This window comes from Geodermatophilus sp. SYSU D00696 (assembly GCF_054050235.1).
Window position 1 is genome coordinate 99913 of sequence record NZ_JBJGYY010000014.1, and the last position, 23872, is coordinate 123784.

Below are 23872 nucleotides of genomic sequence, written 5' to 3' on the forward strand. Positions count from 1 at the left end.
CGCGGGCTCACCCCCCATGGCGCCACCGTCGGCCCTCGCGGGTCATCAGCGCGCCTGCCTCCGGCGGTCCCCACGTGCTGGCCTGGTAGAGCGGGATGGGCGCGGTGTCGCTCGCCCAGTACCGCAGCACCGGGTCGACGATGCGCCAGGAGCGGCCCACCTCGTCGGCGCGGATGAACAGGGTGGGGTCGCCGATCAGCGCGTCGAGGATGACCCGCTCGTAGGCGTCGATCGACTCCTGCTCGAAGCTCTCGTAGGAGAAGTCCATCGAGGCCTTCTGCACGCGGAAGGCGTGGCCGGGGACCTTGGCGCCGAAGCGCAGGCTCACCCCCTCGTCGGGCTGGACCCGCACGACCAGCGCGTCGGGTTCCAGGCCGTCGCCGGTGCCGGGGAACAGCGGCAGCTGCGGCGGCCGGCGGAACTGGATGGCGACCTCGGTGACCCGGGCGGGCAGCCGCTTGCCGGTGCGCACGAACACCGGCACGCCGGTCCAGCGCCAGTTGTCGATGTCCAGCCGCATGGCCACGAACGTCTCGGTGGAGCTCAGCGGGTCCACGCCGGGCTCCTCCCGGTACCCGGGCATCAGCTCCTCGCGGGTGCCGCCGCGGGTGTACTGGCCGCGGACGGTGTTGGCGGCGATCTGCGCCTCCTCGTCCAGCGGCCGCAGCGCGCGCAGCAGCTTGACCTTCTCGTCGCGGATCGCCTCGGCGTGGAAGGACGTCGGGGGCTCCATGAGGAACAGCGACAGCACCTGCAGCACGTGGTTCTGCACGATGTCGCGCATCGCCCCGGTCGTCTCGTAGAACCCGCCGCGGGAGCCGACCCCCAGGGTCTCGGCGACGGTGATCTGCACGTCGTCGACCCAGGTGCGGTTCCAGATCGGCTCGAACACCGAGTTGGCGAAGCGCAGCGCCAGCAGGTTCTGCACCGTCTCCTTGGCCAGGTAGTGGTCGATGCGGAAGATCTGCTCCTCGGTGAACGCCGTCGTCAGCTCGGTGTAGAGGTCGCGCGCGCTGGCCTCGTCCCAGCCGAACGGCTTCTCGATCACCGCCCGCACGAAACCCTCGCCGGCCGGCGTGCCGAGGCCCGCCTTGCCCAGGTTCACCGCGATCGGCCCGAACAGCCGCGGCGGGGTGGCGAAGTAGTACACCCGGCCGCCGGCGGTGCCGTGGCGCCGGTCGCAGTCGGCGAGCACCTCGGCGAGCCGGGAGTAGGTGCCCGGGTCGTCGTAGTCGCCGGCGACGTAGCGCGCCGAGGCGGTGAGCTCGGTCCAGCGCGGGTCGTCGGTGGCGGCGACGGTGGTCCGGCAGTAGCTGCCGAACTCCTCGTCGGTCATGGGCGTGCGGGCGACCCCGACGAGGGCGACCTCCGGGGGCAGCGCGCCGTAGGCGGCCAGCCGCTCCAGCGCGGGCAGCAGCTTGCGGGCGGTCAGGTCCCCCGACGCACCGAAGACCACCAGGACGGACGGGGGCGAGCGCCGGGCCAGGTCGGTCGCCGGCTGCGGTTCGGTCGGCATGTCGCGGTGCGCTCCTCGTGCGGTCACGGGCGGACGGCGGTCAGGACGGATGCTGCTCGCCCGGCCGCCCGCGCACCAGGTGCCCGGCGGACCGCCCCGGCCGGTCGGCGACCGCCCGGTCCCGGGGCGGGGCCGGGAGGCAGCGCCGCAGCCCGGCGCGGCCGTGGTGGATGCGGCTGCCGACGGCGCCGCGACCGATGCCGAGGGTGGCCGCGATCTCGTCGTAGGGCAGCCCCGCGACGTCGCGCAGGACGACGGGGACGCGGACCTCCGGCGGCAGCGCGTCCAGTGCCTCCTGCACCGGGAGTCCGGGGCCCGTCCCCGCGCCGGGCCCCGCCGGGGTGCCGGCCCGCTGCCGGCGCTCGACCAGGTCGAGGAACAGCCCCGTCGTGATCCGGTGCAGCGGCGCCTCCGGGCCGCCCGGCGCGGGGCCCGCCGGTGAGCGGAACACCTGCACGAAGGTCTCCCGGGTCAGGTCCGCGGCGTCCTGCGTGTCGCCGGAGAGCCGGTAGGCCAGCCGGTAGACCCGGGCGGAGTGGTCGTGCACCACCCGCTCCCAGGCGCCCGGCGTCGCCGGCCCGCGCCCGTCCGTGCCCGCCGCGTCGCTCACCACGCGGCCACGATGGGGGCCTCCGCGGCCGGTCGCGCCCGTGGGAGACCCTGGTCGAGTCGGATGACCGATGCCCCCGGCCGCCGGACTGCCTAGCGTTCCGGGCCCGGGAGAGCTCCGGCCGGCCCGTCCTCCCCGGCGGGCAGCTCCTGCTCCCGCTGTCCCGGGAGGAGGTGTCATGGCGGTCCCCCGCCGCGGGTCCACCGGACTGCGCCCACCGGCGCCGAGGCGCCCGGCCGGAGCGGATCCCCGGCGTCCGGGCCCCGAGGGTCGGGACCCCGCCGCGCGCGCCGTGCCACCCGCACGGCTGCGCACCGGTGCCGGGCGGTCCCCGCACGACCGCCTCGAGACGGGAGGCACGACCGTCGGCAGGTGGCCGGGCCTGGTCGGGCGCCGCGCCGAGTGCGACCGGCTCAGCGGCCTGGTGGCGGCCACCAAGGCCGGGCGCAGCCAGGTGCTGGTCCTGCGCGGCGAGGCCGGGATCGGCAAGACCGCGCTGCTGGACTTCCTCCTCCAGCGCTCGGCCGGGTGCCAGGTGGCCCGCGCGGCGGGCGTGGAGTCGGAGGTGGAGCTGGTCTTCGCCGGCCTGCACCAGCTGTGCGGTCCCCACCTCGACCGGCTCGCCGCGCTGCCCGCGCCGCAGCAGCAGGCCCTCGGCACCGCGTTCGGCCTGCGGGCGGGGACCGCACCCGACCGCTTCCTGGTGGGCCTGGCCGTGCTGACCCTGCTCTCCGAGGTGGCGGAGGAGCGGCCGCTGCTGTGCATCGTCGACGACGCCCAGTGGCTGGACCAGGCCTCGGCGCAGGTCCTGGAGTTCGTCGCCCGCCGGCTCGCCGCCGAGCCCGTCGCCCTGGTGTTCGCCGTCCGCCCGTCCGACCGCGAGCCGGTGCTGGCCGGGCTGCCGGAGCTCGTCGTCCGCGGGCTGGACAACACCGATGCGCGGGCGCTCGTGGACTCGGCGGTGACCGGCACCCTCGACCCCCGGGTACGCGACCGCATCGTGGCCGAGGCCCGCGGCAACCCCCTCGCCCTGCTGGAGCTCCCGCAGGGGCGCACGCCCGCCGAGCTCGCGGGCGGCTTCGGGCTGCCCGACGCCACCCCGGTGGCCGGCCGGATCGAGGACGTCTTCCGGCGCCGGCTCGCGCCGCTGCCGGAGGTGACCCGCCGGCTGCTGCTCATCGCCGCCGCGGACCCGGTGGGCGACCCGGTCCCGGTCTGGCGCGCCGCCGGCCGGCTCGGCATCGGCGCCGAGGCGGTGACCCCCGCGACCGACGCGGGGTTGGTGGAGATCGACACCTCCGTCCGCTTCCGCCACCCCCTGGTGCGGTCCGCGGTCTACCGCGCGGCGTCCCCGGAGGAGCGCCGCACCGCCCACCGCGCGCTGGCGTCCTCGGTCGATCCCGGCACCGACCCCGACCGCCGCGCGTGGCACCGGGCGCAGGGGACGGCGGGCCTGGACGAGGACGTCGCCGAGGAGCTCGAGCGGGCGGCGAGCCGGGTGCGCGCCCGGGGCGGGCAGGCCGCCGCCGCGGTCTTCCTCGAACGGGCCGTGGCGCTGACCCCCGACCCCGCGCGGCGGGCCCGCCGGGCCCTGGCCGCGGCCTCCAGCGCCAACCTGGCCGGAGCTGCCGAACGCGCGGTCGAGCTGCTCTCCACCGCCCGGGTCGGTCCCCTGGACGAGCTGGACCGGGCCCGGGCGGAGCTGCTGGACGCCCAGATCACCTTCGCCGCGACCCGCGGCCGGGACGCTCCCCGGCTGCTGCTGGCCGCGGCCCGCCGGCTGGAGCCGCTGGACGCCACCCTCGCGCGCGCCACCTACCTCGACGCGTTCGCCGCGGCGGTGGCGGCCGGGCGGGAGGCCCGCGGCGGTGACCTGCGCGAGGTGGCCGACGCCGTCGTCACCGCCGGCTGGGGCCCCTCCCCCTCCGGCCTGCCGCGGTCGTGCGCCCTGCTCCTCGACGGGCTCGCGCTGCTGCTCACCCGGGGCCACGGGGCCGGGATCCCGGTGCTGCGGCGGGCGCTGACCGCGATGCGGGAGGAGCCGCTCCCCGAGGACGACGCGCTGCGCTGGCTGTGGCTGGCCTGCCGGACGGCCCGTGCGCTGTTCGACGACACCAGCTGGGACGTGCTCTCCGAGCGCCAGGTCCGGGTCGCCCGCCGGACCGGCGCGCTGTCCCTGCTGCCCACGGCGCTCACCGAGCGGTTCAGCATGCAGCTGTTCGCCGGCAACCTCGCCGTCGCGACGTCCCTCGCCGGCGAGGCGGCCGCCGTCACCGAGGCGATCGGCAGCCGGGTCACCCCCTACGGTGCGGTCAGCCTGGCCACCTGGCGGGGCCGCGAGGCCGAGGCGCGAGCGCTGGTGGAGGCCAGCCGCGAGGACGTCGTGCGCCGGGGTGAGGGCCTGTGGCTGATCTCCGCGGACTGGACGCGGGCGGTGATGCTCCTCGGCCTGTGCCGGTACGACGAGGCGCTGACCGCCGCGGAGAGCGCGGCCGACCGGGCCGACGGGCTCGAGCTGTGGACCTGGGTGTGGCCGGAGGTCGTCGAGGCGGCGGTGCGCAGCGGCCGGGCCGGGCGGGCCACCGGACCCGCGTCCCGGTTCACCGCGTTCGCGCGGGCCAGCGGGACCGACTGGGCGCTCGGGGTGGACGCCCGATGCCGGGCCCTGCTCAGCAGCGGGGACGACGCCGAGGCGCTCCACCGGGAGGCGGTCGACCGGCTCGCCCGCACCAGCATCCGGGTGGCGCAGGCCCGCGCGCACCTGCTGTTCGGGGAGTGGCTGCGCCGCGAGGGCCGGCGGCGGGAGGCCCGCGACCACCTCCGCACCGCCCACCGGATGCTCGTCGACATGGGGATGGAGGCCTTCGCCGAGCGGGCCCGGCAGGAGCTGACCGGCACCGGGGAGACCGCGCGGCGGCGCGTCGTCGCGACCCTCGACGAGCTCACCCCGCAGGAGGCGCAGATCGCCTGGCTCGCCGCCGAGCGGCTGACCAACCCGGAGATCGGCACGCAGCTGTTCCTCAGCCCCCGCACCGTCGAGTGGCACCTGCGGAAGGTGTTCACCAAGCTCGGCGTCAGCTCGCGGCGGGAGCTGGTCGACGCGCTGGCCCGCGACGACGCCTGAGCGACCGGGCGGGTCCGGCCCTCAGCCGACCCGGGCCGCCGGCCGGGGAGCCCGCCGGTCCTCCGCGGAGAAGTGCGACCACTCGCCGGCCTCCCACGCCTCGCGCAACCCCGGCCGGCTCAGGTCCCAGTCCGGGCGGATCTCGGCGGTCGCGGCGCGCAGGTCGTGCCACAGGTCGCAGATCGAGGGCCGGCCCCAGAACCAGTGGCCGTTGTAGACCGAGTGCACGACCAGGCCCGGCTTGAGCACCAGGGTGTGCGGCACCATCGGGTCGTTGCCGGGGTCGGTGTAGTCCTGGATGTCCAGGTCGCGCTGCACGATCCGCCCGGGGTCGGACAGGAACGGCCACTGGGCGCCCACCGACGCCCGGAACTCCTGCGCGGTGTGGCGGTCGTCGGTGGTGACGGTGACGATCCGGGTGCGGGCCACCCCGATCCTCGACTGGAAGGCCGCCAGCTCCAGGTGCTGCTGGTGGTCCTCCGGGCAGTGGTGGCCGCGGGCCAGGACCAGCACCATCGGGTCGCGGTCCTGCAACTCGCCGAGCGTGCGCTCGACGCCCGTGTGGTCGGGGAGCGAGTAGTCGGGGAAGACCCCGCCCGGCGCGATGTCGGAACGCATCGGATGCCCCTCTCGTCCGGCCCCGGGGTCCTCGACCGCCGACGGTCGCTCCTCCCCGGTCGGCTCCCGCCCGACGCTGCCGCTCCCCGCTCGCGGTCGCGCCAGGCACAGTCCCTGGTCCCGGGCCCGCCGGCTCCTCCTCCCGCCGGCCCCGGGGCCGGACCAGTGACTCTCCCTGGTCCGACGCGGAGGCCGGCGGACCAGCCTGGTGCGACCGGCACCGGTCGGCGCCGGGTCCGGCGAGCGTGAGGGAGCACCCCGTGGACATGAAGCTCGAGGCCGTCGTCATCGGCGTCTCCGACGTCGACCGGGCCAAGCAGTTCTACAAGGACCTCGGCTGGCGGGAGGACGCCGACTTCCTCGTCGACGAGGGCTTCCGGATCATCCAGATGACGCCGCCCGGCTCCCCCTGCTCCATCCACTTCGGCATCGGCCTGCCCCCCACGGCACCCGGCGCGGGCGGCGGGATGTTCCTCGCGGTCACCGACATCGAGGCCGCCCGCGCGGAGCTGATCGAGAACGGCGCGGACGTCAGCGAGGTCTTCCACGACGCCGGCGGCGGCCTGGCCGTCCGCGGCGACCCCACCACGCACGCCCCCGGGCCCGACCCCGAGCGCCGCAGCTACGCGTCCTACGCCACCTTCGCCGACCCCGACGGCAACCGGTACGTGCTGCAGGAGCTCACCACCCGCCTGCCCGGCCGCTGACCACCGACACCGACACCGACACCGAGACCGAGGAGGACGACGTGGACGAGATGGACGTCCCGACGCTGGCCGGCCTGCTGCGCGAGGCCGAGGAGCACCACGGGCAGTACGAGCCGGTGGGGCCGCCGCACCACTGGGCCGACTGGTACGCCGGCTACATCGTGGCCCGCCGGCAGGGGCGCACCGCCGAGGAGGCCGTCGCCGACGCCACCCTCGTCATCGAGGGCGCCCCGCACTGACCGGCGCCCGGAGGCGGCCCCGTGGACGGCCATCCCGTGAACGGCGATCCCGTGGACGGCGATCCCGTGGACGGCGATCCCGTGGACGGCGATCCCCGGCGGCACGACCCCGCCGGCGACGGCGCGACCCGCACGGCGGCCGACCCGCCGCACGGCGGGCTCGTCGCGCTGCGCAGCGGGCCGGGCGCCGCGCTGGTCGCCGCGACCGTGCTCGCGTCGATGGTCGCCTTCCTCGACGCCGCCGTCGTCAACGTCGCGGTGCCGGCCATCGAGGCCGACCTGCGGGCGAGCGTGTCCGGCGTGCAGTGGGTGGTGGCCGGCTACCTGCTGACCGCCGCGGCGCTGCTGCTGCCCGCCGGCGCCCTCATCGACGCCCTCGGCCGGCGGCGGGCGCTGCTCGCCGGTCTGGTCGTGATGCTCGTCGCCTCGGTGCTGTGCGCGGTCGCCCCGACCACCGCCACCCTGGTCACGGCCCGGCTGGTCCAGGGCGCCGGCGCCGCCCTGGTGGTGCCCAGCGCCCTCGCCCTGCTCAACGGGACCCTCCTGGTCGCCGACCGCGCGCGGGGCATCGGCGTCTGGGCGGGCCTGGCGACCCTCGGCATGACCCTGGGCCCCTACGCCGGCGGCTGGCTGGTCGACACCACGTCCTGGCGGTACCTGTTCCTGCTCAACGTCCCGCTCGTCCTCGCCGCGGTCTGGGTGCTGCGGCACGTCCCCGAGACCGGCGGGGCCCGGCGGCCGCTGTCGCTGGACGTCGCCGGCGCGGTGCTGTCGGTCGCCGGGTTCGGCGGCGTCGTCTTCGCCCTCATGGCCGGGCCGGTGGCCGGCTGGCTGAGCCCGCGGGTCCTGCTCACCGGGATCGGCGGCGTCCTGTGCCTCGCCGCGCTGGTGCCCGTCGAGCGCCGGCAGCGCAGCCCGATGCTGCGCCTGTCGCTGTTCACCTCCCGCCAGTTCGACGCCATCAACGTCGCCACGGTGCTGCTCTACGGCGCGCTCGCCGCCGCCGCGTACCTGCTGGTCCTGCAGGTCCAGCTCCAGCTCGGCTACAGCGCCGCCGAGGCCGGTGCCGTGCTGATCCCGGAGGCCGCGGTCTTCCTCGTGCTCTCCCCGGTCGTCGGCGGGCTGGTCGGCCGGGTCGGGCCGCGCCGGCTGATGGTCGCCGGCATCCTCTCCATCGCCGGCTCCTTCCTCGTGCTCTCGACCGTCGACGCCGGCGACCGCTGGGTCGAGGGCCTCCTCCCCGGCGCGCTGCTGTGGGGCGTGGGCCTGGCGCTCACGGTGGCCCCGCTGACCTCGGCCGTGCTCGCCGCCGTGAGCGACGACGACCTCGGCGAGGCCTCCGCGGTCAACGACGCGGCGGCGCGGGTGGGCGCGCTGCTGCTGGTCGCCCTCGTGCCCGTCCTGGTCGGCACCGGCGACGGCGAGCTGGGACCGGCGCTGGCCGACGGCTACCGGCCGGCCATGCTCGTGATGACCGGGCTGGCCCTCGCGGCCGCCGCCGTCACCGCGCTGTTCGCCTCCGACCGGCCCACCCCCGCGCCGATGCCCGCGCCCGCGCCGATGCCGGTCCCCTCGACGGTGCGGCCGGTGCCCGCCCAGACGGCCGGCCGACGGTGACCCGTCGGTCTCCCCCACCCGCAGCGACGACACCCGAGGAGCGGTCATGGACTACGACGTCATCGTGCTGGGCGGCGGGGCTCCCGGTGAGCACTGCGCCGCGCGCCTCGCCGACGGCGGCCTGCGGGTCGCCATCGTGGAACGCGAGCGGCTCGGCGGGGAGTGCTCCTACTGGGCGTGCATCCCGTCGAAGACCCTGCTCCGGCCCGGCGAGGCGGTGGCCGCGGCCCGGCGGGCACCCGGCGCGGCGCAGGCGGTGACCGGCCCGGTGGACACCGCGGCCGCCTTCGGCTGGCGGGACTTCATGGTCAGCGACTACGACGACGCCGGCGCCGTGAAGTGGGCCGAGGGCGAGGGCATCGACGTCATCCGCGGCCACGGCCGCCTCGCCGGCCACGGCCGGGTGCAGGTCGACAGGACCGTCCACACCGCCCGGCACGTCGTGGTGGCCACCGGCTCGGACCCCTTCGTGCCCCCCGTCCCCGGCCTGCGCGAGCTGCCCGGCTCCTGGACCAGCCGCGAGGCGACGAGCATGACCGAGGTCCCCCGGCACCTGCTGGTCCTCGGCGGCGGCCCGGTCGGCGTGGAGATGGCGCAGGCGGTGACCCGGCTGGGCGGCTCGGCGTCGATCGTCGAGGGCATGGACCACCTGCTCGCCCGCGAGCCCCGGGCGCTGGGGACCGCGCTGGGCACGGCGCTGGCGGCCGAGGGCGTGGGCCTGCACCTGGGCCGGATGGCGTCGGCGGCCCGGTACGAGGACGGCGAGTTCGTGCTCGAGTTCCCCGACGGCGAGCCGCTGCGCGGCGACCGTCTGCTCGTGGCCACCGGCCGCCGTCCCCGGGTGCACGACATCGGCCTGGAGACCGTCGGCCTCGAGGAGCTCCGCCTCGACGCCCGGCTGTGCGCGCGCGAGGGGCTGTGGGCCGTCGGCGACGTGATGACCCCCTGGCCGCTGACCCACGTCGGCAAGTACCAGGCGCGCGTGGTGGCGTCGAACATCCTCGGCCGGCCGCGCGCCGTGGACTACTCCGCCGTCCCTCGGGTGACCTACACCGACCCCGAGGCCGCCGCCGTCGGGGACGCCGACGGCCCGGTCACGGCCACCGTGCCGCTGTCGCAGGTGGCGCGGACGGCGACCTACACCCGCTCCTACGACACCGAGCCCGGCTTCCTCACCCTCGTCTCCGACGGCACGCACCTGACCGGGGCGTACGCCCTGGGCCCCGGCTCCGGCGAGTGGCTGCAGCAGGCCACCCTCGCCATCCGGGCCCGCGTGCCGCTGGAGGTGCTCGAGGACGTGATCCAGCCGTTCCCGACCTTCTCCGAGGCGTTCCTGCACGCCCTGCTCGAGCTGCGCGGCGCGGCCCGCGCGTGACGGTCATCTGACCGATGCTGTCCCGCCCGGTGCCGTCCAGGGTGGGACCCCGGACGAGAGGGGGCTGCCATGTCACTGGTGTCCCGGGGGTTCGGCCGCAGGCGGTCGGCCACCACGGACGACCGCCTGCCACCCGGCCAGTACGACACCGGCAGCCGGTTCCCGGTGCTGTCGGCCGGCCCCACGCCGCGGACGCCGGTGGCGCGGTGGGACTTCTCCGTGCGGGGCGAGGTGGAGACCCCGCGCACCTGGACCTGGGAGGAGTTCCGGGCGCTGCCGCGCGAGGCGATCTCGGTCGACATCCACTGCGTCACCAAGTGGTCGAAGTTCGACACCCGGTGGGAGGGCGTCGCGGTCGACACCCTGCTGGCCGACGCCGGCGCCCGCGCGTCGTACCTCGTCGCGTTCTGCGACGGCGGGTACACCACCAACCTGCCCCTCGACGACGTGACCGGCGGCCGGGCCTGGGTGGTCGACACCTACAACGGGGAGCCCCTCGCCCCCGAGCACGGCGGCCCGGCGCGGCTGCTGGTCCCCCACCTGTACTTCTGGAAGAGCGCCAAGTGGGTCCGCGGGCTCACGCTGACCCGGGTGAACGAGCCCGGCTTCTGGGAGACCTTCGGCTACCACGACCGCGGTGACCCGTGGCTCGAGCAGCGGTACAGCGGCGACTGACCTGGCTGCAGGCCAGGCTCGCCGACAGCCGGCCCGAGAGCACCCGGGTCCGGCGGCTGGTGTTCGACGTGGACGGCTGGACCGGGCACCTGCCCGGCCAGCACGTGGACGTGCGGCTGACGGCCGAGGACGGCTACCGCGCCCAGCGCAGCTACTCGATCGCCTCCCCACCCGAGGACCCGCAGCTGCACCTGCTCGTCGAGAACCTCGCGGGCGGTGAGGTGTCGCCCTACCTCACCGCCGAGATGCAGTCCGGGGACGCCCTGGAACTCCGTGGCCCGATCGGCGGCTACTTCGTCTGGTCCGCGGACGCCGACCGCGCCACGCCGACGGAGCGCCGTCGCCCGGTGCAGCTCGTCGCCGGCGGTGCCGGGGTCTCGCCGTTCCTCGCGATGCTCGACCACGCCCGCCGGGCCGGCAGCCCCACCCCCGTCCGGCTGCTGTACTCCGCCCGCACCGCCGACGACGTCCTGGGCACCGGCCTGCTCGGGCCCGAGGCGACGGTCACCCTCACCCGCGGTGCGCCGGCCGACTGGCCGGGTCCGACCGGCCGCATCGACGCCCCCCTGCTGCGCGAGCGGACCTACCCGCCCGCCGAGCGGCCGCGGGTGTTCGTGTGCGGTCCCACCGTGTTCGTCGAGACCGTCGCCGCCACGCTGGTCGACCTCGGCCACGAGCCGTCGAGCATCCGGCTCGAGCGCTTCGGTGGCACCCCGGGCCCGGAGTGACCGTCCCCGACGCCACGAGGAGAGCCATGCCGCCCACAGCCGCCCCCACCGTGGGGGCCGCGATGCGCCCGCCGGTCACGACGGTCGAGCAGGGGGCGCACCTGGCCGCGGCCGCCTACCTGATGAAGCGGTCGGGCGACACCGCGCTCGTCGTCACCCGGGCCGACGACGCCGCCGTCCCGATCGGGATCGTCACCGACGCGGACGTGAGCCAGGCGGTGGCCGACGGCCGGGACCCGGAGCAGGTGCGGGTCGGCGACGTGGTGTCCGGCCCCCCGGTCACGGTCACGTCGGACACCCCCGTCGACGACGCCGTCCGCGCGATGGTCGACCACCGGATGCAGCACCTGCTGGTGCTCGACGGCGGGAAGCTGGTCGGCATCGTCGACACCCTCGACCTGTGCCGGGTCTCCCTGGCGGCGGGCACGCCGGCGGTGCCCGGCACGGCCTGACCGCCCGGGCAACCGCCCCCGGGGCGCGGGGTCAGCCGCCGGGCGGGGCCGACAGCAGCCGCACGCCGCTCATCTCCAGACGGCGGCCACCGTCGTCGGACGCGCAGCGCATGACCACCTGCATGCAGCCCGGGCAGCGGACCACCATGGCGGGGGTGTCGGCGTAGACCAGGTGTGCGCCCAGCGCCGCCCGGCTGCCGCAGTGCGCGCAGGTGACCATCGCGGTGGTGGGGTCCATGGTCATCATCTCGGTCAGCACGCCGGCCGCCGCGTTGCCGTCCAGCCGGCGGTCGGGCTCGTCCGTCGGTTCGCTCATCGCACGACCTCCCTCTCCCGGACCGGCCGGTCCGGGTGTCCTCACGTCCGGGTCCCGGGGACGGCGCCGGTCGCCTGCAGCGGCTCCTCCGCCCGGCCGTCGCCGTGGAAGCGGAGGATCGCCGCCAGCGTCTCCGCCGGCCGCTCCTCCGCCATGAAGTGACCGCTGTCGAGCGCCTCGCCGGTGACGTCGTCGGCCCACTCCCGCCAGACCGCCAGCGTGTCGTACCAGGAAGCGAGGGCACCCCGGCCGGCCCACAGCACCTGCAGCGGGCAGGTGATCCGCCGCCCGGCGGCCCGGTCGGCCTCGTCGTCGGCGCGGTCACAGGTGGCACCGGCCCGGTAGTCCTCGCAGATGGCGTGCACCACGGCGGGGTCCCGCACGCAGCGGGCGTAGTCGGCCACCGCCTCCGCGGCGAACCCGCGGATGGCGCCGCCGAACTCGGCGTCGAAGAAGAAGAACTCCGGATCCGGCGCGATCAGCCGCTCGGGGATCGGCTCGGGCAGGGCGAGGAAGGCCCAGTGCCAGTAGCCGAGGGCCATCCGCGCGTCGGCGCGGGCCCACACCTCGGCGGTGGGGACGACGTCCATGACGGTCACCCGGCGCACCGCGTCCGGGGAGTCGAGCGCCATGCGGTAGGCCGCCCGGCCGCCCCGGTCGTGCCCGACGACGTCGAAGCGGTCGAAGCCGAGCTGCCGCATCAGGCGCACGCCGTCGTCGGCCATCGCCCGCTTGCCGAGGGTCTCGTGTCCGGGGACGGTCGGGGGGCGGGAGCTGTCCCCGTAGCCGCGCAGGTCGGGCGCCACGACGGTGAACCGCTCGGCCAGCGCCCCGGCGATGCCGCCCCACATCAGGTGCGTCTCCGGATAACCGTGCAGGAGCAGCAGGGGCGGTCCCGAGCCGCCCGACCGGACCCGGAGCGTCACCTCCCCCACCGGGAGGCGGGCCTGCGCGAAGCCGTCGAAACCGTCCCCGCGAGCTGCTCCCGCGGGTGGCGCTGGAGGGGACATCGGAACTCCGTGCGGTCGGTCGGGGCACGGTGGAGGTCGTGCGAGTCTGCGCGGTCCGGCGGGGCGCGGGCATCGGTCATGTGACTCGGGGCCCGGGCCGCCCCCGGTGCCTCAGCCGGGCTGCGGCTCGACCCGCTCGAGGGACTGCACGTGCGCGTCCTGCACCCGCAGGATCGCCGAGTTGCCGCGGAACAGGACGGTCCAGCCGTCCTCGCGCTCGACGGTCACGCCCTCGAAGGTCTCGCGCACGACCTGCTCGCCGTCGCCGTAGACCATCCGGTAGGTCGGCATCCCCGGTCCCTCCGTCGTCGACCCCCGGCTCGGCGGTCCCTCGGCCCCCACCGTGGCCGCCCGGCGTGGCCGGGGCATCGGTCATGCGACTGCCGCGGGGCCCGGTGGGGTCCCCCGGGCGCCCTGACCGGGGCAGGATCCCCGTGTCGTCGCCCGCGCCCGACCCACCCGCCCCGGGAGCCCGCCGTGCGTGCCACCGAATCGCTGCGTGACCGCAAGCGTCGGGAGACCCGCGGGCGGCTGGAGCGGACGGCGCTGCGGCTGTTCGCCGAGCGCGGCTTCGACCGGGTGACCGTCGAGGACGTCTGCCGCGAGGCGCAGGTCGCCCCGGCGACCTTCTACCGGCACTTCCGCACCAAGGAGGAGGTCGTCTTCGCCTACGAGACGGGCTTTGAGGTGGCCCTGGACGCCGCCGTCGCGTCCGTGCGCGGGCAGGCCGCGGGTCCCGGGCAGCTGCTGGCGGTCCTGCAGGGCTTCGCCGACCACCTGCAGTCGCAGCTGCCGTCGCTGGCGCTGCGCGACCGCATCGTCCTCGGCCACGAGGGCCTGATGCGTCACACGCTGGCCGTCCAGCGCGACGTCGAGACCCGGCTCGCGCAGGGCCTGGCGGGGCTGCGGGGTCTGGCCGAGCCCGACGACACCGCGCTCGCCGAGGCGGCCGTCGGCCTGGTGGTGCTCCGCCTGGCGGTGCGGTCGTGGCGGAGCGGGTGCGGCGACCACCTGCCCACGGCCACCGGGACGGCGTTCGCGCTGGTGCGCCGGGTGCTGGCGGACACGGTCTGCGGCGATGCGGAGTGCGGCGACGGCTGGTGACCCGCGGGTCAGCCGCCGCCCGGCCCGGCCGCCGGCTGCGGGACGCGGGCCAGCGCGTCGCGCAGCGCCGCCCGCGAGGAGATGCCGAGCTTGGGGAAGACCCGGTAGAGGTGCGCGCTCACCGTCCGCGGGGACAGGTAGAGCTGCGCGCCGATCTGCTTGTTGGTCAGGCCCGACGCCGCCAGCAGCGAGATCTCGTGCTCCTGGGGGGTGAGCTCCACCGGGGCGGTCCGGCCCGCCGGCGACCGGGACACCCCCGTCGCACGCAGCTCGTGCTCGGCCCGGGCGGCCCACGGACGGGCGCCGAGCCGAGTGAACGCCTCCTGCGCGGCGGCCAGGTGCAGCCGGGCGGCGCCGGTCGCCCGCTCCCGGCGCAGGTGCTCGCCGTAGGCCAGCCGCACGCGGGCGTGCTCGAAGGGGTGCGCGTCGGCACCGGGCACCGCGAGCGCCTCCTCGAAGGACGCAGCGGCGCGGTCGGCCGGGGCGGCGAGAGCGTCCGACCCGGCCGCCAGCAGGGCCAGCCGCGGGCGCAGCGGGACGACCTCGAGCTCCCGCAGCGCCGCCACGTGCGCGGTGGCCTCGTCGCGCCGGCCGGTGCGGACGGCGGCCTCGACCAGCTCCAGCGGCATCCACAGGGCCACCGGGACGTGCGGCGCCACCACGCCCGGCGGGCTGACGGTCGCGGCCTGCCGGTACGCCTCCTCGACGTCGCCCTCGCCGAGGGCCGCCAGGGCGCGGGCGCGGTGGGCCAGGTGCTCCACCGCGCGCACCCCGCGGGGCCCGGCCCAGGCCACGACCTGCCCGGCCAGCGTGCGGGCCGTCGCGCCGTCGCCCTCGGCCGCCGCCAGCAGGGCCAGGCAGCAGGTGGCGGGCAGGCTCAGCAGCCGGTAGCCCAGGGTCTCGCCGAGCGCGACGGCCTCCTCGGCCGTCCGCCGGGCCTCCTCCCACCGTCCCGCGCCGTAGGCGTCCTGGCACAGCAGGACCAGTGCGTTGACCGCGGAGGCGACCGCGCCGCCCTCGCGCCCGTCCCACACCACCCGCCACAGCGCCTGCCGGCAGTCCTCGAGCCGGTCGAGGTAGAAGCCGGCCACCGCGATCCGCACGATCTGCGCGGGGTCCTGCTCCGCGTCGATGCCGGCGAGGACCTCGTCGAGCCGCGCCAGGTCCGCGGCGGTGGCCCGGGCGGGGGCGCCGAAGGTGGACCGGGACACCGACAGGACCGGGCCGAGCCGGTGCTCCAACCGGGCGGCCACCGCGTCGAGGGCCTGCCACCGCTCGGGCCGGCCGCTGAAGTGGCAGACGACCAGCAGGCTGTACAGCGCCTCGTGCAGGTCACCGCCGCCGGCCGGACCCCGCAGGGCGGCGTCGATGGCGCGGACCAGCCCGCGGTGGGCGCTGTCGACGTCGCCGTTGCCGATGGAGAGGTGGTAGGCCGCGGCCGTCGCCGTCTGCAGCGTCGCCCCGCCGTCGGGGTCGGCCTGCCGGGCCCGCAGCAGCAGGTGCGGGACGTCGCGCAGCTCGCCGGCCACGTCCGCGCCCAGGTAGGCGGCGCGGGCCAGCCGGCGGGCCCGGTCGGGGCCACGCGGGCTGAGGTCGGCGGCCCGCAGCAGCGCGGTCACCGCCCGCGCGCCGTGGCCGGAGCGCAGGGCGCGGTGCGCGGCCTCGTCGAGCAGGTCCGCCGCCTGGCCGTCCGAGCCGACGGCCGCCTCGGCCAGGTGCCAGGCCCGGCGGTCGGGCTGGTCGGTGAGGACCTCGGCGAGCGCGAGGTGGGCGCGGTGGCGCTCGGCGGTGGTCGCGAGCCCGACCGCCGCGGAGGCGACCAGCGGGTGCCGCAGGGAGACCCGCTGGGTGTCGACGTCGACGTGCAGCAGCCGCGCCTGCTCGGCCGGCGCCAGGACGTCGAGCCAGTCCTCGCCGGGGGACGCCGCGCCGAGGACCCCGAGGTCGCCGGTCCCGTCGAGGGCGGCGAGCAGCAGCAGGCGCCGGGTGGCCGGCGGCAGGTCGCCCACCCGGTCGGCGAACAGCGCCCGCAGCCGGGAGCCGAGCGGGAGGAAGGAGGGCAGCGCGTCGAGGCCCGCCCGTTGCCGGTGGCTGAGCGCGGCCGGCAGCTCGAGGAGGGCGAGGGGGTTGCCCTGCGCGGCGGCCACGACCCGCCGGCGGACCCGGGGGGCGGTGCCCGGGTGCCGGCCGGTCACCAGCTCCTCGGCCGGCCCGTCCGCGAGCGGCCGGACCCGGTGCCCGGGCAGGCCCGACAGCGGGGACGGGAGGTCACCGTCCGGCCGGGAGGCGGCGAGCAGGCCGATGCGGGCGCCGGGCAGCCGGCGGGCCACGAACCCCAGCACCCGGGCGCTGTCCCCGTCGAGCCACTGCAGGTCGTCGACCACCACCAGCACCGGCCCGCCGGCGGCGACCGCGCGCAGCAGGGTGAGGACAGCGGTGGAGACCACCAGGCGGTCGGCGCCCGGGCCGGCCCGGTAGCCGAGACTGGTGGCGAGGGCGTCGCGGTGCAGCTCGGACAGGGCGGTGCCCTCGTCGAGCACCGGCACCAGGAGCTGGCTGAGGCCGGCGAAGCCCACCTCCGCCTCGGACTCCGCGCCCGCCGCGGACAGCACCCGGGTCCCGGAGGCGGCGGCGGCCCGCGCGGCGCCGTCGAGCAGGGCGGTCTTGCCGACGCCGGGGTCACCGGTGAGCACCAGGGCGGCACCCGACCGGGCCGCCCGCTCCCGGAACGAGGCCAGCAGGGCGACCTCCCCGGACCGGCCGACCAGTCCGCCGGCCGGGGATCCCGAGTCGCCGTCCTCCACCGTGTCCCCCTCGTGTCGGAGCCGCCGACCCCACCTGGTGGAGGGGCCGACCGGCTCGCTGGGTCCCGTGGCGGCGAGAGGGTCTCTCGTCAGTTGCACGCGCGACAACCGCCTCGCGCCCCCGGGAGGCCCCGCCCCACGACACGCCCGTGGACCTCCGTCGCCGCGACGGGGCGTGCGCGCTCAGTCAGATGACCGATGCAGGACGGCTATGCCGGACCGGATGCTCGCGCCGACCACGGCGCGAGCGGGAGGAGGCCGGCATGACCGGCAGCTACGGCACCGACGGGGTCTACGACCCCGACGGCACCGACCCGGAGCAGGACTCCGGCGTCCTCGACGCCAGGGACACCCTGGAGGACCTCGACGGCGTCGAGGACGTCCTGGACACCGGGTGGTCCCCGGCCGAGCGGCCGTGGGGGGTCGACGAGTGGGGGACGACCGAGCGGGAGGAGTCGGCCGGGGAGGGCCTGAGCGGCCGGCTGGCCCGCGAGCTGCCCGACACCGACCGCCTGGAGTCCGGGCGCGTCGAGGGCGACGGCCTCGGCGACACCACCGACACCGACGGGGAGCTCCTCGACGACGAGGTGGGCGAGCGGCGGGCCGGCCGGCTGGTCGAGGACGACGGCGAGTGGGACGACGAGGAGCCCGAGCTGTACGCCGTCGACGCCGGCATCGACTCGGCCGCCGCCTCCGCGGAGGAGGCGGCCGTGCACGTCGTCCCCGACCGGGACGACCGGTCCTGACCGGGCATGGACACCACCGCGCCCGCCCCCGTCGCCGGACCCGCGGTCGAGGGCTGGCCGGCCCTGCCCGTCGCCGCCTGGCAGGACACCCGCGACACCCTCCACCTGTGGACGCAGGTCGTGGGCAAGGTCCGGCTGGCCCTCGCGCCGGCGGTCAACCACTGGTGGCAGGTGCCTCTCTACGTGACCGCCCGCGGCCTGACCACCTCGCTGGTGCCGCACCCCGGCGGGCTGGGGCTGGAGGTGGTCCTCGACCTGACCGACCACCGGCTGCTGGTGCACACCACGAACGGGGCCACCCGCGCGATGGCGCTCGAGCCGCGCAGCGTGGCCGACTTCCACGCCGAGTTCCGGGCCCACCTGCGCGAGCTCGGCGTGGACGCGCCGATCGGCCGGACGCCGGTCGAGCTGCCCGAGGCGATCCCGTTCGACGAGGACCACGAGCACGCCAGCTACGACGCCGCCGCCGTCCACCGGTTCTGGACCTCGCTGGTGAGCGCGCACCGGGTGATGAGCGTCTTCCGCGGCCGCTGGCGCGGGAAGGCCAGCCCGGTGCACTTCTTCTGGGGCGCGTTCGACCTCGCCACGACCCGCTTCTCCGGCCGGGCCGCGCCGCGGCACCCCGGCGGCGTGCCGAACTGCCCGGACCGGGTCATGGTCGAGGCCTACAGCGAGGAGGTCTCCAGCTGCGGCTACTGGCCCGGCGGCGCCGCCGAGGGGGCGTTCTACGCCTACGCCTACCCCGAGCCCCCGGGGTACCGGGAGGCCGCCGTCGAGCCGGCTCCGGCGACCTATGACGCGGACCTCGGCGAGTGGCTGCTCCCCTACGCCGACGTCCGGGCCGCGGCCGACCCCGACGCGCACCTGCTGCGGTTCCTCACCTCGACCCACGACGCCGCGGCGGCCACCGGGCACTGGCCCGCGCCCGTCGGCGCCCCGGCGCAGCCCGAGGGGTGAGGCGGGGCCGATCCCCTTGTCGGGGCCGGGCGGGACGGCGGACCCTCGGTCGCGTTCTCCCCCGCCCGACGGAGGCCGCCATGTGCCGCACCGTGCCCCGCGTCCGGCCGCACCGGCCGGCCGGCCCGTCCGTCCCCGCCCCGGTGGTGCGGCGGCCCCGGGCCGCCGCCGGCCGCTGACCGGGAGCGCCGGGTCGTGGAGTCCCGCGAGACGCTCCCGGTGCCGGTCCCGGAACCGCGGGGGCAGGCCGACCGCCCCGCGGACCCCGGCGACCGGACCGGAGCCGGCGGTGCGCGGCACGGGCGGCGCCGGGTCCGCAGGCGGGCCCGCCGGCCCCCGTTCCGCTACACGCTGCCCGGCGCGGTGGGCGCCCTGGTCTTCCTCTGCCTGTCGCTCACCCCGTCGCTGCTGCCGCGGACGGGGCTGACCCAGGGCCTGATCAGCGGCATCACCGCCGCCTTCGGCTACGGCATCGGGGTCGCGGCCGCCGCCGCCTGGCGCGCCCTCGTCGACCGGGACGCGCGCCGCCCCCGCCCACGCTCGTGGCTGGTCCTGGCCGGGATGGGGCTCGTCTCGTTCGTCGTGGCCACCGTGTACGGCCGCTACTGGCAGGCCCGCATCCGGGAACTGATGGACGCGCCCGCGGACAGCGCCCTGTCGGTGGTCGTCGTGCCGGCGGTCGCCGGCGTGGTCTTCGTCGTGCTCGTCGCCCTCGCGCGGGCGGTCCGGCACGCCGGCACGTGGACCGCCCGCCTGCTCGACCGGTGGATCGGCGCCCGGGCCGCCCGGCTGCTCGGCTGGGCCGTCGTCCTGACCGGTGTGGTGCTCGTGCTCAACGGCGTCGTGGTCGACCGGCTGGTCGCGGCCGCCGACCGGGCCTTCTCCCTCCGCAACGACCGGACCGACGAGGGGGTGACCCGGCCCGGGACACCGGAGCGCTCGGGCGGGCCCGGGTCGCTGGTCAGCTGGGAGTCCCTCGGCCGGGAGGGCCGGACGTTCGTGGGGTCCGGGCCGTCGGCCGACGACGTCGCCGCGTTCACCGGGGCCCCGGCCGCCTCGCCGGTCCGCGCCTACGCCGGGCTCGACTCGGCCCCGACCGCCGAGCAGCGCGCCCGCCTCGCCGTCGACGACCTGGTCCGGGCCGGCGGGCTGGACCGCGCGGTCCTCCTCGTCGTCACCACGACCGGGTCGGGCTGGATCGACCCGGGCGCGGTGGACTCGCTCGAGTACCTGGCCGGCGGGGACACCGCCGCGGTGGCGATCCAGTACTCGTACTTGCCGTCGGTCCTGTCCTACCTGGTCGACAGCGACCGCGCCCGCGAGGCCGGCCGGGAGCTCTTCGACGCGGTGTACGAGCGGTGGTCGCGGCTGCCGCTGGAGGCCCGGCCGCGCCTGGTCGTGGCCGGCGAGAGCCTGGGGTCCTACGGCGCCGAGACGGCGTTCAGCGGGGAGTACGACCTGCGCAACCGGACCGGCGGGGCGGTCTTCGCCGGCCCGCCGGAGTTCAACCTCCTCTACCGGGAGTTCGTCGACGACCGGGACGAGGACTCCCCCGAGATCGAGCCGGAGTACCGGGACGGCCGCACGGTCCGCTTCACCGACGACCCCGCCAGGGAGGTCGCGCCCACCGGCGAGCCGTGGGACGGCTCCCGCGTGCTCTACCTGCTGCACCCGTCCGACCCCGTCGTGTGGTGGACCCCCGAGCTGCTCTACGCCCGCCCGAGCTGGCTGGAGGAGCACCGCGGCGACGACGTCGTCGACGCGGTGCGGTGGATCCCGTTCGTGACGTTCTGGCAGGTGACGGCCGACCTCCCGGGCGCCGGCAACGTGCCCGACGGGCACGGGCACGTCTACCGGACCCAGTACGTCGACGCGTGGGCGCGCGTGCTGCAGCCGCCGGGGTGGACCGCCGAGCGGGCCGAGCAGCTGCGCGAGCTCGTGGCGGCCGACCGGTGAGGCACCCGCCGCGCCGGCACTGGCGCCGTACCGCCGCCGTCACGTCGCTCGCCGCGGCGGTCTGGGTGCTGCTGCTGCTCGTCCAGGCGGCGGTGGACGACTTCCCGCGGGGGGTGCTCCTGCTCGGCTGCGGTGCGCTGGTCGCCGCGGGCGCGTGGGAGGGGGTGCTCCGCCGCGGCTGGGGGCGGGTCGCCGGCCTCGCCGTCGCCGGCGCCGCCCTGGCCGGCGGCGCCCTGCTGCTGGCCGACGAGGGCTACCGGAGCACCCTGCTGCTGCTCGCGCTCGGCACCGTCGTCTGGCACGGGGCGGCCCGCTCGGCCTTCCGGCCCGCCGTCGCCCTGCCGCCCGCCGAGCGCCCGCGGCAGCCGGTCGTCGTGGTCAACCCCCGGTCGGGGGACGGCCGGGCGGCGCGGACCGGCCTGGCCGACGCCGCCCGGGAACGGGGCATCACGGTGCTCGAGCTGGGGCCGGGTGAGGACCTCACGGCCCTGGTCCGGAGCGCGGTCGACGCGGGTGCCGACGCCGTGGGCATGGCCGGCGGTGACGGCTCGCAGGCGGTGGTGGCCGCGCTCGCCGCCGATGCCGACCTGCCCTACGCGTGCATCCCGGCGGGGACGCGCAACCACTTCGCCGTCGACCTCGGCGTGGACCGGTCCGACGTCGTGGGCGCGCTCGACGCCCTCGTCGACGGCGACGAGCGGGTGGTCGACCTCGCCGAGGTCAACGGCCGGGTCTTCGTCAACAACGTCTCGCTGGGGGTGTACGCGGAGGCGGTGCAGAGCCACGGCTACCGGGCGGCGAAGGTGCGGACCCTGCTCGGCACCATGCCCCGCTCGCTGGGCGTGGACGGCGGGTCGGCGGACCTGACCTGGCCCACCCCCGGCGGCCGCACCATGCGCGGCGCGGCGGTCATCCTGGTCGGCAACAACCAGTACCGGCTGGGCGGCGCCGCCGGCGCGGGCACCCGGCCGGCGGTCGACCAGGGCGTCCTCGGGGTGACGGTGGTCGACCCGCCCGTCCGCCGGGCAGGGCCGCGGCGGCGCCCCCTGCGGCAGTGGTCGACCCCCGAGTTCCGCGTCGAGGCGACGCTGCCGGTGCCGGTGGGCATCGACGGGGAGGCCGCCGTGCTCGAGCCGCCCCTGGTCTTCCGGTCGCGGCCGGCTGCCCTCCGGGTGCGCATCGCCGGCCACCACCCCGGTGCCTCCCCGTCGGCGATCGAGCCGGTGGGTGCGCTGCCGGCGCTCCGGGCCCTCGCCCGCATCGCCGCCGGGCGGGACCCCCGGCAGCTGCCGCCCCGGGTGCCGTCGGCGGCACGGCAACCGGCCCGCTGACGAGGCTCGTCCCGGGGGTCCGTCGTCCGCGGCGTCCCGGGTCGACGGGCACCTGCCAATCGGCCGCGGAGACGGATCTGCCTGGCTTCTGCCTCGAGCCCGTCCACGGCCCGCGGCAGTCGCGGCGCCGTGCCCTCTCGTGAGCACGGCTCGGTCGGCGGTGTGGAGCCCCGTCCGGACCGAGCGTTACTCGCTCCTCGGGCCGCTGACCTGCTCTTTTCCACCCGTTCCTCTTGCGCCATCCCGTCCTCGAACATATGATCGATCCCGTGACGGGAGTCCTGGCGGTCGACGAGCCCCTGGTGGGGTGGGCGTCGGGGCCGCTGGGGGCGGTGCAGGCCGCCGACCGGGAGATCGCCCGGCAGACCGCGCTGCGGGCCCGGGCGGTGGCCGCGTTCGCCGCCGCGCGGCCGTCGTCGGCCGACCGGCCGCCGGGCTCGCCGGGGGCGATGTCGGCCGAGCGGTGGGCGGCGCGGGCTGAGGTACTGCGGCCGGTGAGCGAGTGGGCCACCGACGAGCTGGCGGTCGCGCTGTCGGTGTCGGCCCAGGCCGCGCAGCTGCTGCTGGAGCGGTCGCTGACCCTGGTGCACCGGCTGCCGCTGACCCTCGCCGCACTCGAATCGGCGGCGCTGCACGTGGGGCACCTGGGGCCGCTGATCGACAAGGTCGCCCCGATCACCGACGACACCCTCCGCGCGGCGATCGAGGCCGACCTGCTGGCGTGGGCCGCTGGGCGGCACACCACCCCGGGGCAGCTGGGCGACAAGGCCCGCCGGGAGCTGCTCACGCGCACCGCCCGCGCCGCCGCCGATGACCTGCTGCGCGCGGTGCGGAAGCGCGGGGTGTCGGCCGGTCCGGACCGGGTCGAGGGGATGAGCGTGGTCTCGGCGCTGCTGACCACCCCGGAGGCGGCCGCGCTGCTCGCCGCGCTGGGTGCCTGTGCCGACGCGCTGCCCGCCGACGGCCGCAGCCGGGGCAGAAGATGGCCGACTGCCTGCTGGACCTGGTGCTCCGCCCCGGCGAGTCCGGGCTGCCGCCGGTGCAGGTGACCCTGACCGTGGTCGCGCCGGTCGGGGCGCTGCTGGGCGGGGACCAGCCGTGCGAGGTCGACGGGCAGGTGGTGCCCGCCGAGCTGGTCCGGGCGCTGCTGGCCGCCCTCACCGGCCAGCGGGCCGACGCCAGTGACACCGACACCGCCGCGGCCGACACCACCGCGGCCGATGGCGAGGCGACCGACACCACCGCGGCCGACGCCGAGTCCGCCCAGGCTGCGTCGGAGGGCGCCGAGGCGAGCAACCCGGAGGCGGCCTCCGGCGGGGGTGACTTCCTGGGCTGGGAGGCGCGACAGCAGGCCGAGCTGGAGGCCTGGTGGGCCCAGATGGAACGCCGCGTGCTGGCCGGCGAGTTCGATCCCGATCCCGACGACACGGTGCCCGACGCCGTCCTGCTCCGGTGGCTCGACCAGGACGGCCCACCGCCTGAGGAGTCACCGCCCGACCAGGCACCGCCGCCGGATGCACCGGCCGACAAGCGGCCCTCCGCCCACCGCGGTGATCCCGGCGATGGCTGGTGGGCGCGCGCCGACCGCGCCGTCGACCACGCGAGCACCGCACTGCTCGGGCTCGAGCGCGCCCTCGGCCACGCCCGCCGCACGGTGGCCACCGCGCAACGCGCCGACGACGCCGACGAGGCGGCCTGGGCGGCCGGTCCCGCCGGCCGGGTCACCGCCGCAAGCGACGTCCTCACCCAGCTGGCTGCGGCCACCGACACCGCCCGCGCCGACCTCGCCGCCCTGCTCGCCGCCACCGCCGGGGGCGGGCTGACCGACCGGCCCCGGATCGCGCTCACCGACGCGGCCGGCGGTGCGCTGCTGGCCCTCACCGACCTGCCCGCCCTGCACCGCGCCGCCCGCACCGGCACCGGGCTCGGCGCCCCTGCCGCCGCCGCCGGCTACCGGCCGAGCGTCGCGCTGGACCGGCACGTCCGC

Annotated in this window: 21 protein-coding genes and 1 pseudogene; 15 read left to right on the plus strand and 7 right to left on the minus strand. The window is 77.3% G+C overall.

Translation table 11 applies throughout. From position 1 onward, the window contains the following. Positions 1–7: 7 nt before the first annotated feature. Entirely contained in the window at positions 8–1516 is a 1509-nt protein-coding gene (zwf, locus tag ACI79O_RS11185; protein WP_456914167.1) for a glucose-6-phosphate dehydrogenase, read from the minus strand. Positions 1517–1556: 40 nt separating this feature from the next. After that, entirely contained in the window at positions 1557–2129 is a 573-nt protein-coding gene (locus ACI79O_RS11190) for a sigma factor-like helix-turn-helix DNA-binding protein (protein ID WP_456914168.1), read from the minus strand. 289 nt (positions 2130–2418) lie between these two features. Between ACI79O_RS11190 and ACI79O_RS11195 the strand changes: the two genes are divergently transcribed. Then, positions 2419–5250 carry a helix-turn-helix transcriptional regulator gene (locus ACI79O_RS11195; RefSeq protein ID WP_456914169.1) on the plus strand — a complete coding sequence of 944 codons (2832 nt, stop codon included), beginning with the start codon at positions 2419–2421 and terminating at the stop codon, positions 5248–5250. Positions 5251–5271: 21 nt separating this feature from the next. Here the strand turns inward: ACI79O_RS11195 and ACI79O_RS11200 are convergent, their stop codons facing one another. Beyond that, positions 5272–5868, minus strand: a complete 597-nt coding sequence (locus tag ACI79O_RS11200; RefSeq protein WP_456874704.1) for a redoxin domain-containing protein — start codon at positions 5866–5868, stop codon at positions 5272–5274. A 266-nt stretch (positions 5869–6134) separates the two neighbouring features. Here ACI79O_RS11200 and ACI79O_RS11205 point away from each other — a divergent pair, with 266 nt between their 5' ends. The 7 genes from ACI79O_RS11205 (at position 6135) to ACI79O_RS11235 (ending at position 11661) form a co-directional block, all read left to right on the plus strand. Then, positions 6135–6575 (plus strand): VOC family protein, encoded by a 441-nt coding sequence (locus ACI79O_RS11205; RefSeq protein WP_456874799.1) that lies wholly within the window; start codon positions 6135–6137, stop codon positions 6573–6575. Positions 6576–6616: 41 nt separating this feature from the next. Then, positions 6617–6814: a hypothetical protein gene (locus tag ACI79O_RS11210; protein WP_456889428.1), complete on the plus strand. Its 198-nt coding sequence runs from the start codon at positions 6617–6619 to the stop codon at positions 6812–6814. Positions 6815–6880: 66 nt separating this feature from the next. Further along, a complete protein-coding gene (locus ACI79O_RS11215; protein ID WP_456914170.1) occupies positions 6881–8431 on the plus strand; it encodes an MFS transporter in 1551 nt (516 codons plus the stop codon). Positions 8432–8477: 46 nt separating this feature from the next. Continuing rightward, on the plus strand, positions 8478–9806 hold the full coding sequence (locus ACI79O_RS11220) for a dihydrolipoyl dehydrogenase family protein (protein WP_456889424.1): 1329 nt from the start codon (positions 8478–8480) through the stop codon (positions 9804–9806). 69 nt (positions 9807–9875) lie between these two features. Beyond that, positions 9876–10481, plus strand: coding sequence for a sulfite oxidase-like oxidoreductase (locus ACI79O_RS11225; protein ID WP_456889422.1), 606 nt, complete (start codon positions 9876–9878; stop codon positions 10479–10481). Continuing rightward, the gene (locus tag ACI79O_RS11230) at positions 10451–11209 is read left to right on the plus strand and encodes an FAD-binding oxidoreductase (RefSeq protein ID WP_456914171.1); all 759 of its coding nucleotides are present in this window, start codon (positions 10451–10453) and stop codon (positions 11207–11209) included. Before ACI79O_RS11225 ends, ACI79O_RS11230 begins: the two co-directional genes overlap by 31 nt. Before the next feature lie 26 nt (positions 11210–11235). Further along, on the plus strand, positions 11236–11661 hold the full coding sequence (locus ACI79O_RS11235) for a CBS domain-containing protein (RefSeq protein ID WP_456889418.1): 426 nt from the start codon (positions 11236–11238) through the stop codon (positions 11659–11661). Between the two features lie 31 nt (positions 11662–11692). On the opposite strand, the gene ACI79O_RS11240 is transcribed toward ACI79O_RS11235, so the two are convergent. The 3 genes from ACI79O_RS11240 to ACI79O_RS11250 all read right to left on the minus strand — a co-directional run bounded on the left by ACI79O_RS11240 (position 11693) and on the right by ACI79O_RS11250 (position 13278). Next, positions 11693–11977, minus strand: a complete 285-nt coding sequence (locus ACI79O_RS11240; protein WP_456874711.1) for a DUF6510 family protein — start codon at positions 11975–11977, stop codon at positions 11693–11695. A 41-nt stretch (positions 11978–12018) separates the two neighbouring features. Next, positions 12019–12903 (minus strand): alpha/beta fold hydrolase, encoded by an 885-nt coding sequence (locus ACI79O_RS11245; RefSeq protein ID WP_456914172.1) that lies wholly within the window; start codon positions 12901–12903, stop codon positions 12019–12021. Positions 12904–13098: 195 nt separating this feature from the next. Beyond that, positions 13099–13278 carry a hypothetical protein gene (locus tag ACI79O_RS11250; protein WP_456874713.1) on the minus strand — a complete coding sequence of 60 codons (180 nt, stop codon included), beginning with the start codon at positions 13276–13278 and terminating at the stop codon, positions 13099–13101. A gap of 186 nt (positions 13279–13464) precedes the next feature. Between ACI79O_RS11250 and ACI79O_RS11255 the strand changes: the two genes are divergently transcribed. Further along, complete coding sequence (locus tag ACI79O_RS11255; RefSeq protein ID WP_456914173.1) at positions 13465–14091, plus strand: TetR/AcrR family transcriptional regulator; 627 nt, start codon at positions 13465–13467, stop codon at positions 14089–14091. An 8-nt stretch (positions 14092–14099) separates the two neighbouring features. Here the strand turns inward: ACI79O_RS11255 and ACI79O_RS11260 are convergent, their stop codons facing one another. Then, positions 14100–16895: an AAA family ATPase gene (locus ACI79O_RS11260; RefSeq protein WP_456914174.1), complete on the minus strand. Its 2796-nt coding sequence runs from the start codon at positions 16893–16895 to the stop codon at positions 14100–14102. A gap of 263 nt (positions 16896–17158) precedes the next feature. Here ACI79O_RS11260 and ACI79O_RS11265 point away from each other — a divergent pair, with 263 nt between their 5' ends. The 6 genes and pseudogenes from ACI79O_RS11265 to ACI79O_RS11290 all read left to right on the plus strand — a co-directional run. Then, on the plus strand, positions 17159–17641 hold the full coding sequence (locus ACI79O_RS11265; RefSeq protein WP_456889410.1) for a DUF5709 domain-containing protein: 483 nt from the start codon (positions 17159–17161) through the stop codon (positions 17639–17641). 6 nt (positions 17642–17647) lie between these two features. Then, positions 17648–18598 carry a DUF5996 family protein gene (locus ACI79O_RS11270; RefSeq protein ID WP_456889408.1) on the plus strand — a complete coding sequence of 317 codons (951 nt, stop codon included), beginning with the start codon at positions 17648–17650 and terminating at the stop codon, positions 18596–18598. Positions 18599–18793: 195 nt separating this feature from the next. Beyond that, on the plus strand, positions 18794–20554 hold the full coding sequence (locus ACI79O_RS11275) for an alpha/beta hydrolase (protein WP_456914175.1): 1761 nt from the start codon (positions 18794–18796) through the stop codon (positions 20552–20554). Next, positions 20551–21885, plus strand: a complete 1335-nt coding sequence (locus ACI79O_RS11280; protein ID WP_456889404.1) for a diacylglycerol/lipid kinase family protein — start codon at positions 20551–20553, stop codon at positions 21883–21885. The genes ACI79O_RS11275 and ACI79O_RS11280 overlap by 4 nt, the downstream gene beginning before the upstream one ends. A 269-nt stretch (positions 21886–22154) precedes the next feature. Beyond that, positions 22155–22934, plus strand: a complete 780-nt coding sequence (locus ACI79O_RS11285) for a DUF222 domain-containing protein (protein WP_456914176.1) — start codon at positions 22155–22157, stop codon at positions 22932–22934. Continuing rightward, positions 22868–23872, plus strand: a pseudogene (locus ACI79O_RS11290) (HNH endonuclease); the annotation flags it as partial. The gene ACI79O_RS11285 and the pseudogene ACI79O_RS11290, both read left to right, overlap by 67 nt.

What these genes read in the sequence shown, in the direction of transcription:
- ACI79O_RS11250 (WP_456874713.1), bottom strand. Translation starts at nt 13,278, where the DNA reads ATGCCGACCTACCGGATGGTCTACGGCGACGGCGAGCAGGTCGTGCGC.
- ACI79O_RS11205 (WP_456874799.1), top strand. Translation starts at nt 6,135, where the DNA reads ATGAAGCTCGAGGCCGTCGTCATCGGCGTCTCCGACGTCGACCGGGCC.
- ACI79O_RS11270 (WP_456889408.1), top strand. Translation starts at nt 17,648, where the DNA reads ATGGACACCACCGCGCCCGCCCCCGTCGCCGGACCCGCGGTCGAGGGC.
- ACI79O_RS11265 (WP_456889410.1), top strand. Translation starts at nt 17,159, where the DNA reads ATGACCGGCAGCTACGGCACCGACGGGGTCTACGACCCCGACGGCACC.
- ACI79O_RS11235 (WP_456889418.1), top strand. Translation starts at nt 11,236, where the DNA reads ATGCCGCCCACAGCCGCCCCCACCGTGGGGGCCGCGATGCGCCCGCCG.
- ACI79O_RS11220 (WP_456889424.1), top strand. Translation starts at nt 8,478, where the DNA reads ATGGACTACGACGTCATCGTGCTGGGCGGCGGGGCTCCCGGTGAGCAC.
- ACI79O_RS11240 (WP_456874711.1), bottom strand. Translation starts at nt 11,977, where the DNA reads ATGAGCGAACCGACGGACGAGCCCGACCGCCGGCTGGACGGCAACGCG.
- zwf (WP_456914167.1), bottom strand. Translation starts at nt 1,516, where the DNA reads ATGCCGACCGAACCGCAGCCGGCGACCGACCTGGCCCGGCGCTCGCCC.
- ACI79O_RS11200 (WP_456874704.1), bottom strand. Translation starts at nt 5,868, where the DNA reads ATGCGTTCCGACATCGCGCCGGGCGGGGTCTTCCCCGACTACTCGCTC.
- ACI79O_RS11225 (WP_456889422.1), top strand. Translation starts at nt 9,876, where the DNA reads ATGTCACTGGTGTCCCGGGGGTTCGGCCGCAGGCGGTCGGCCACCACG.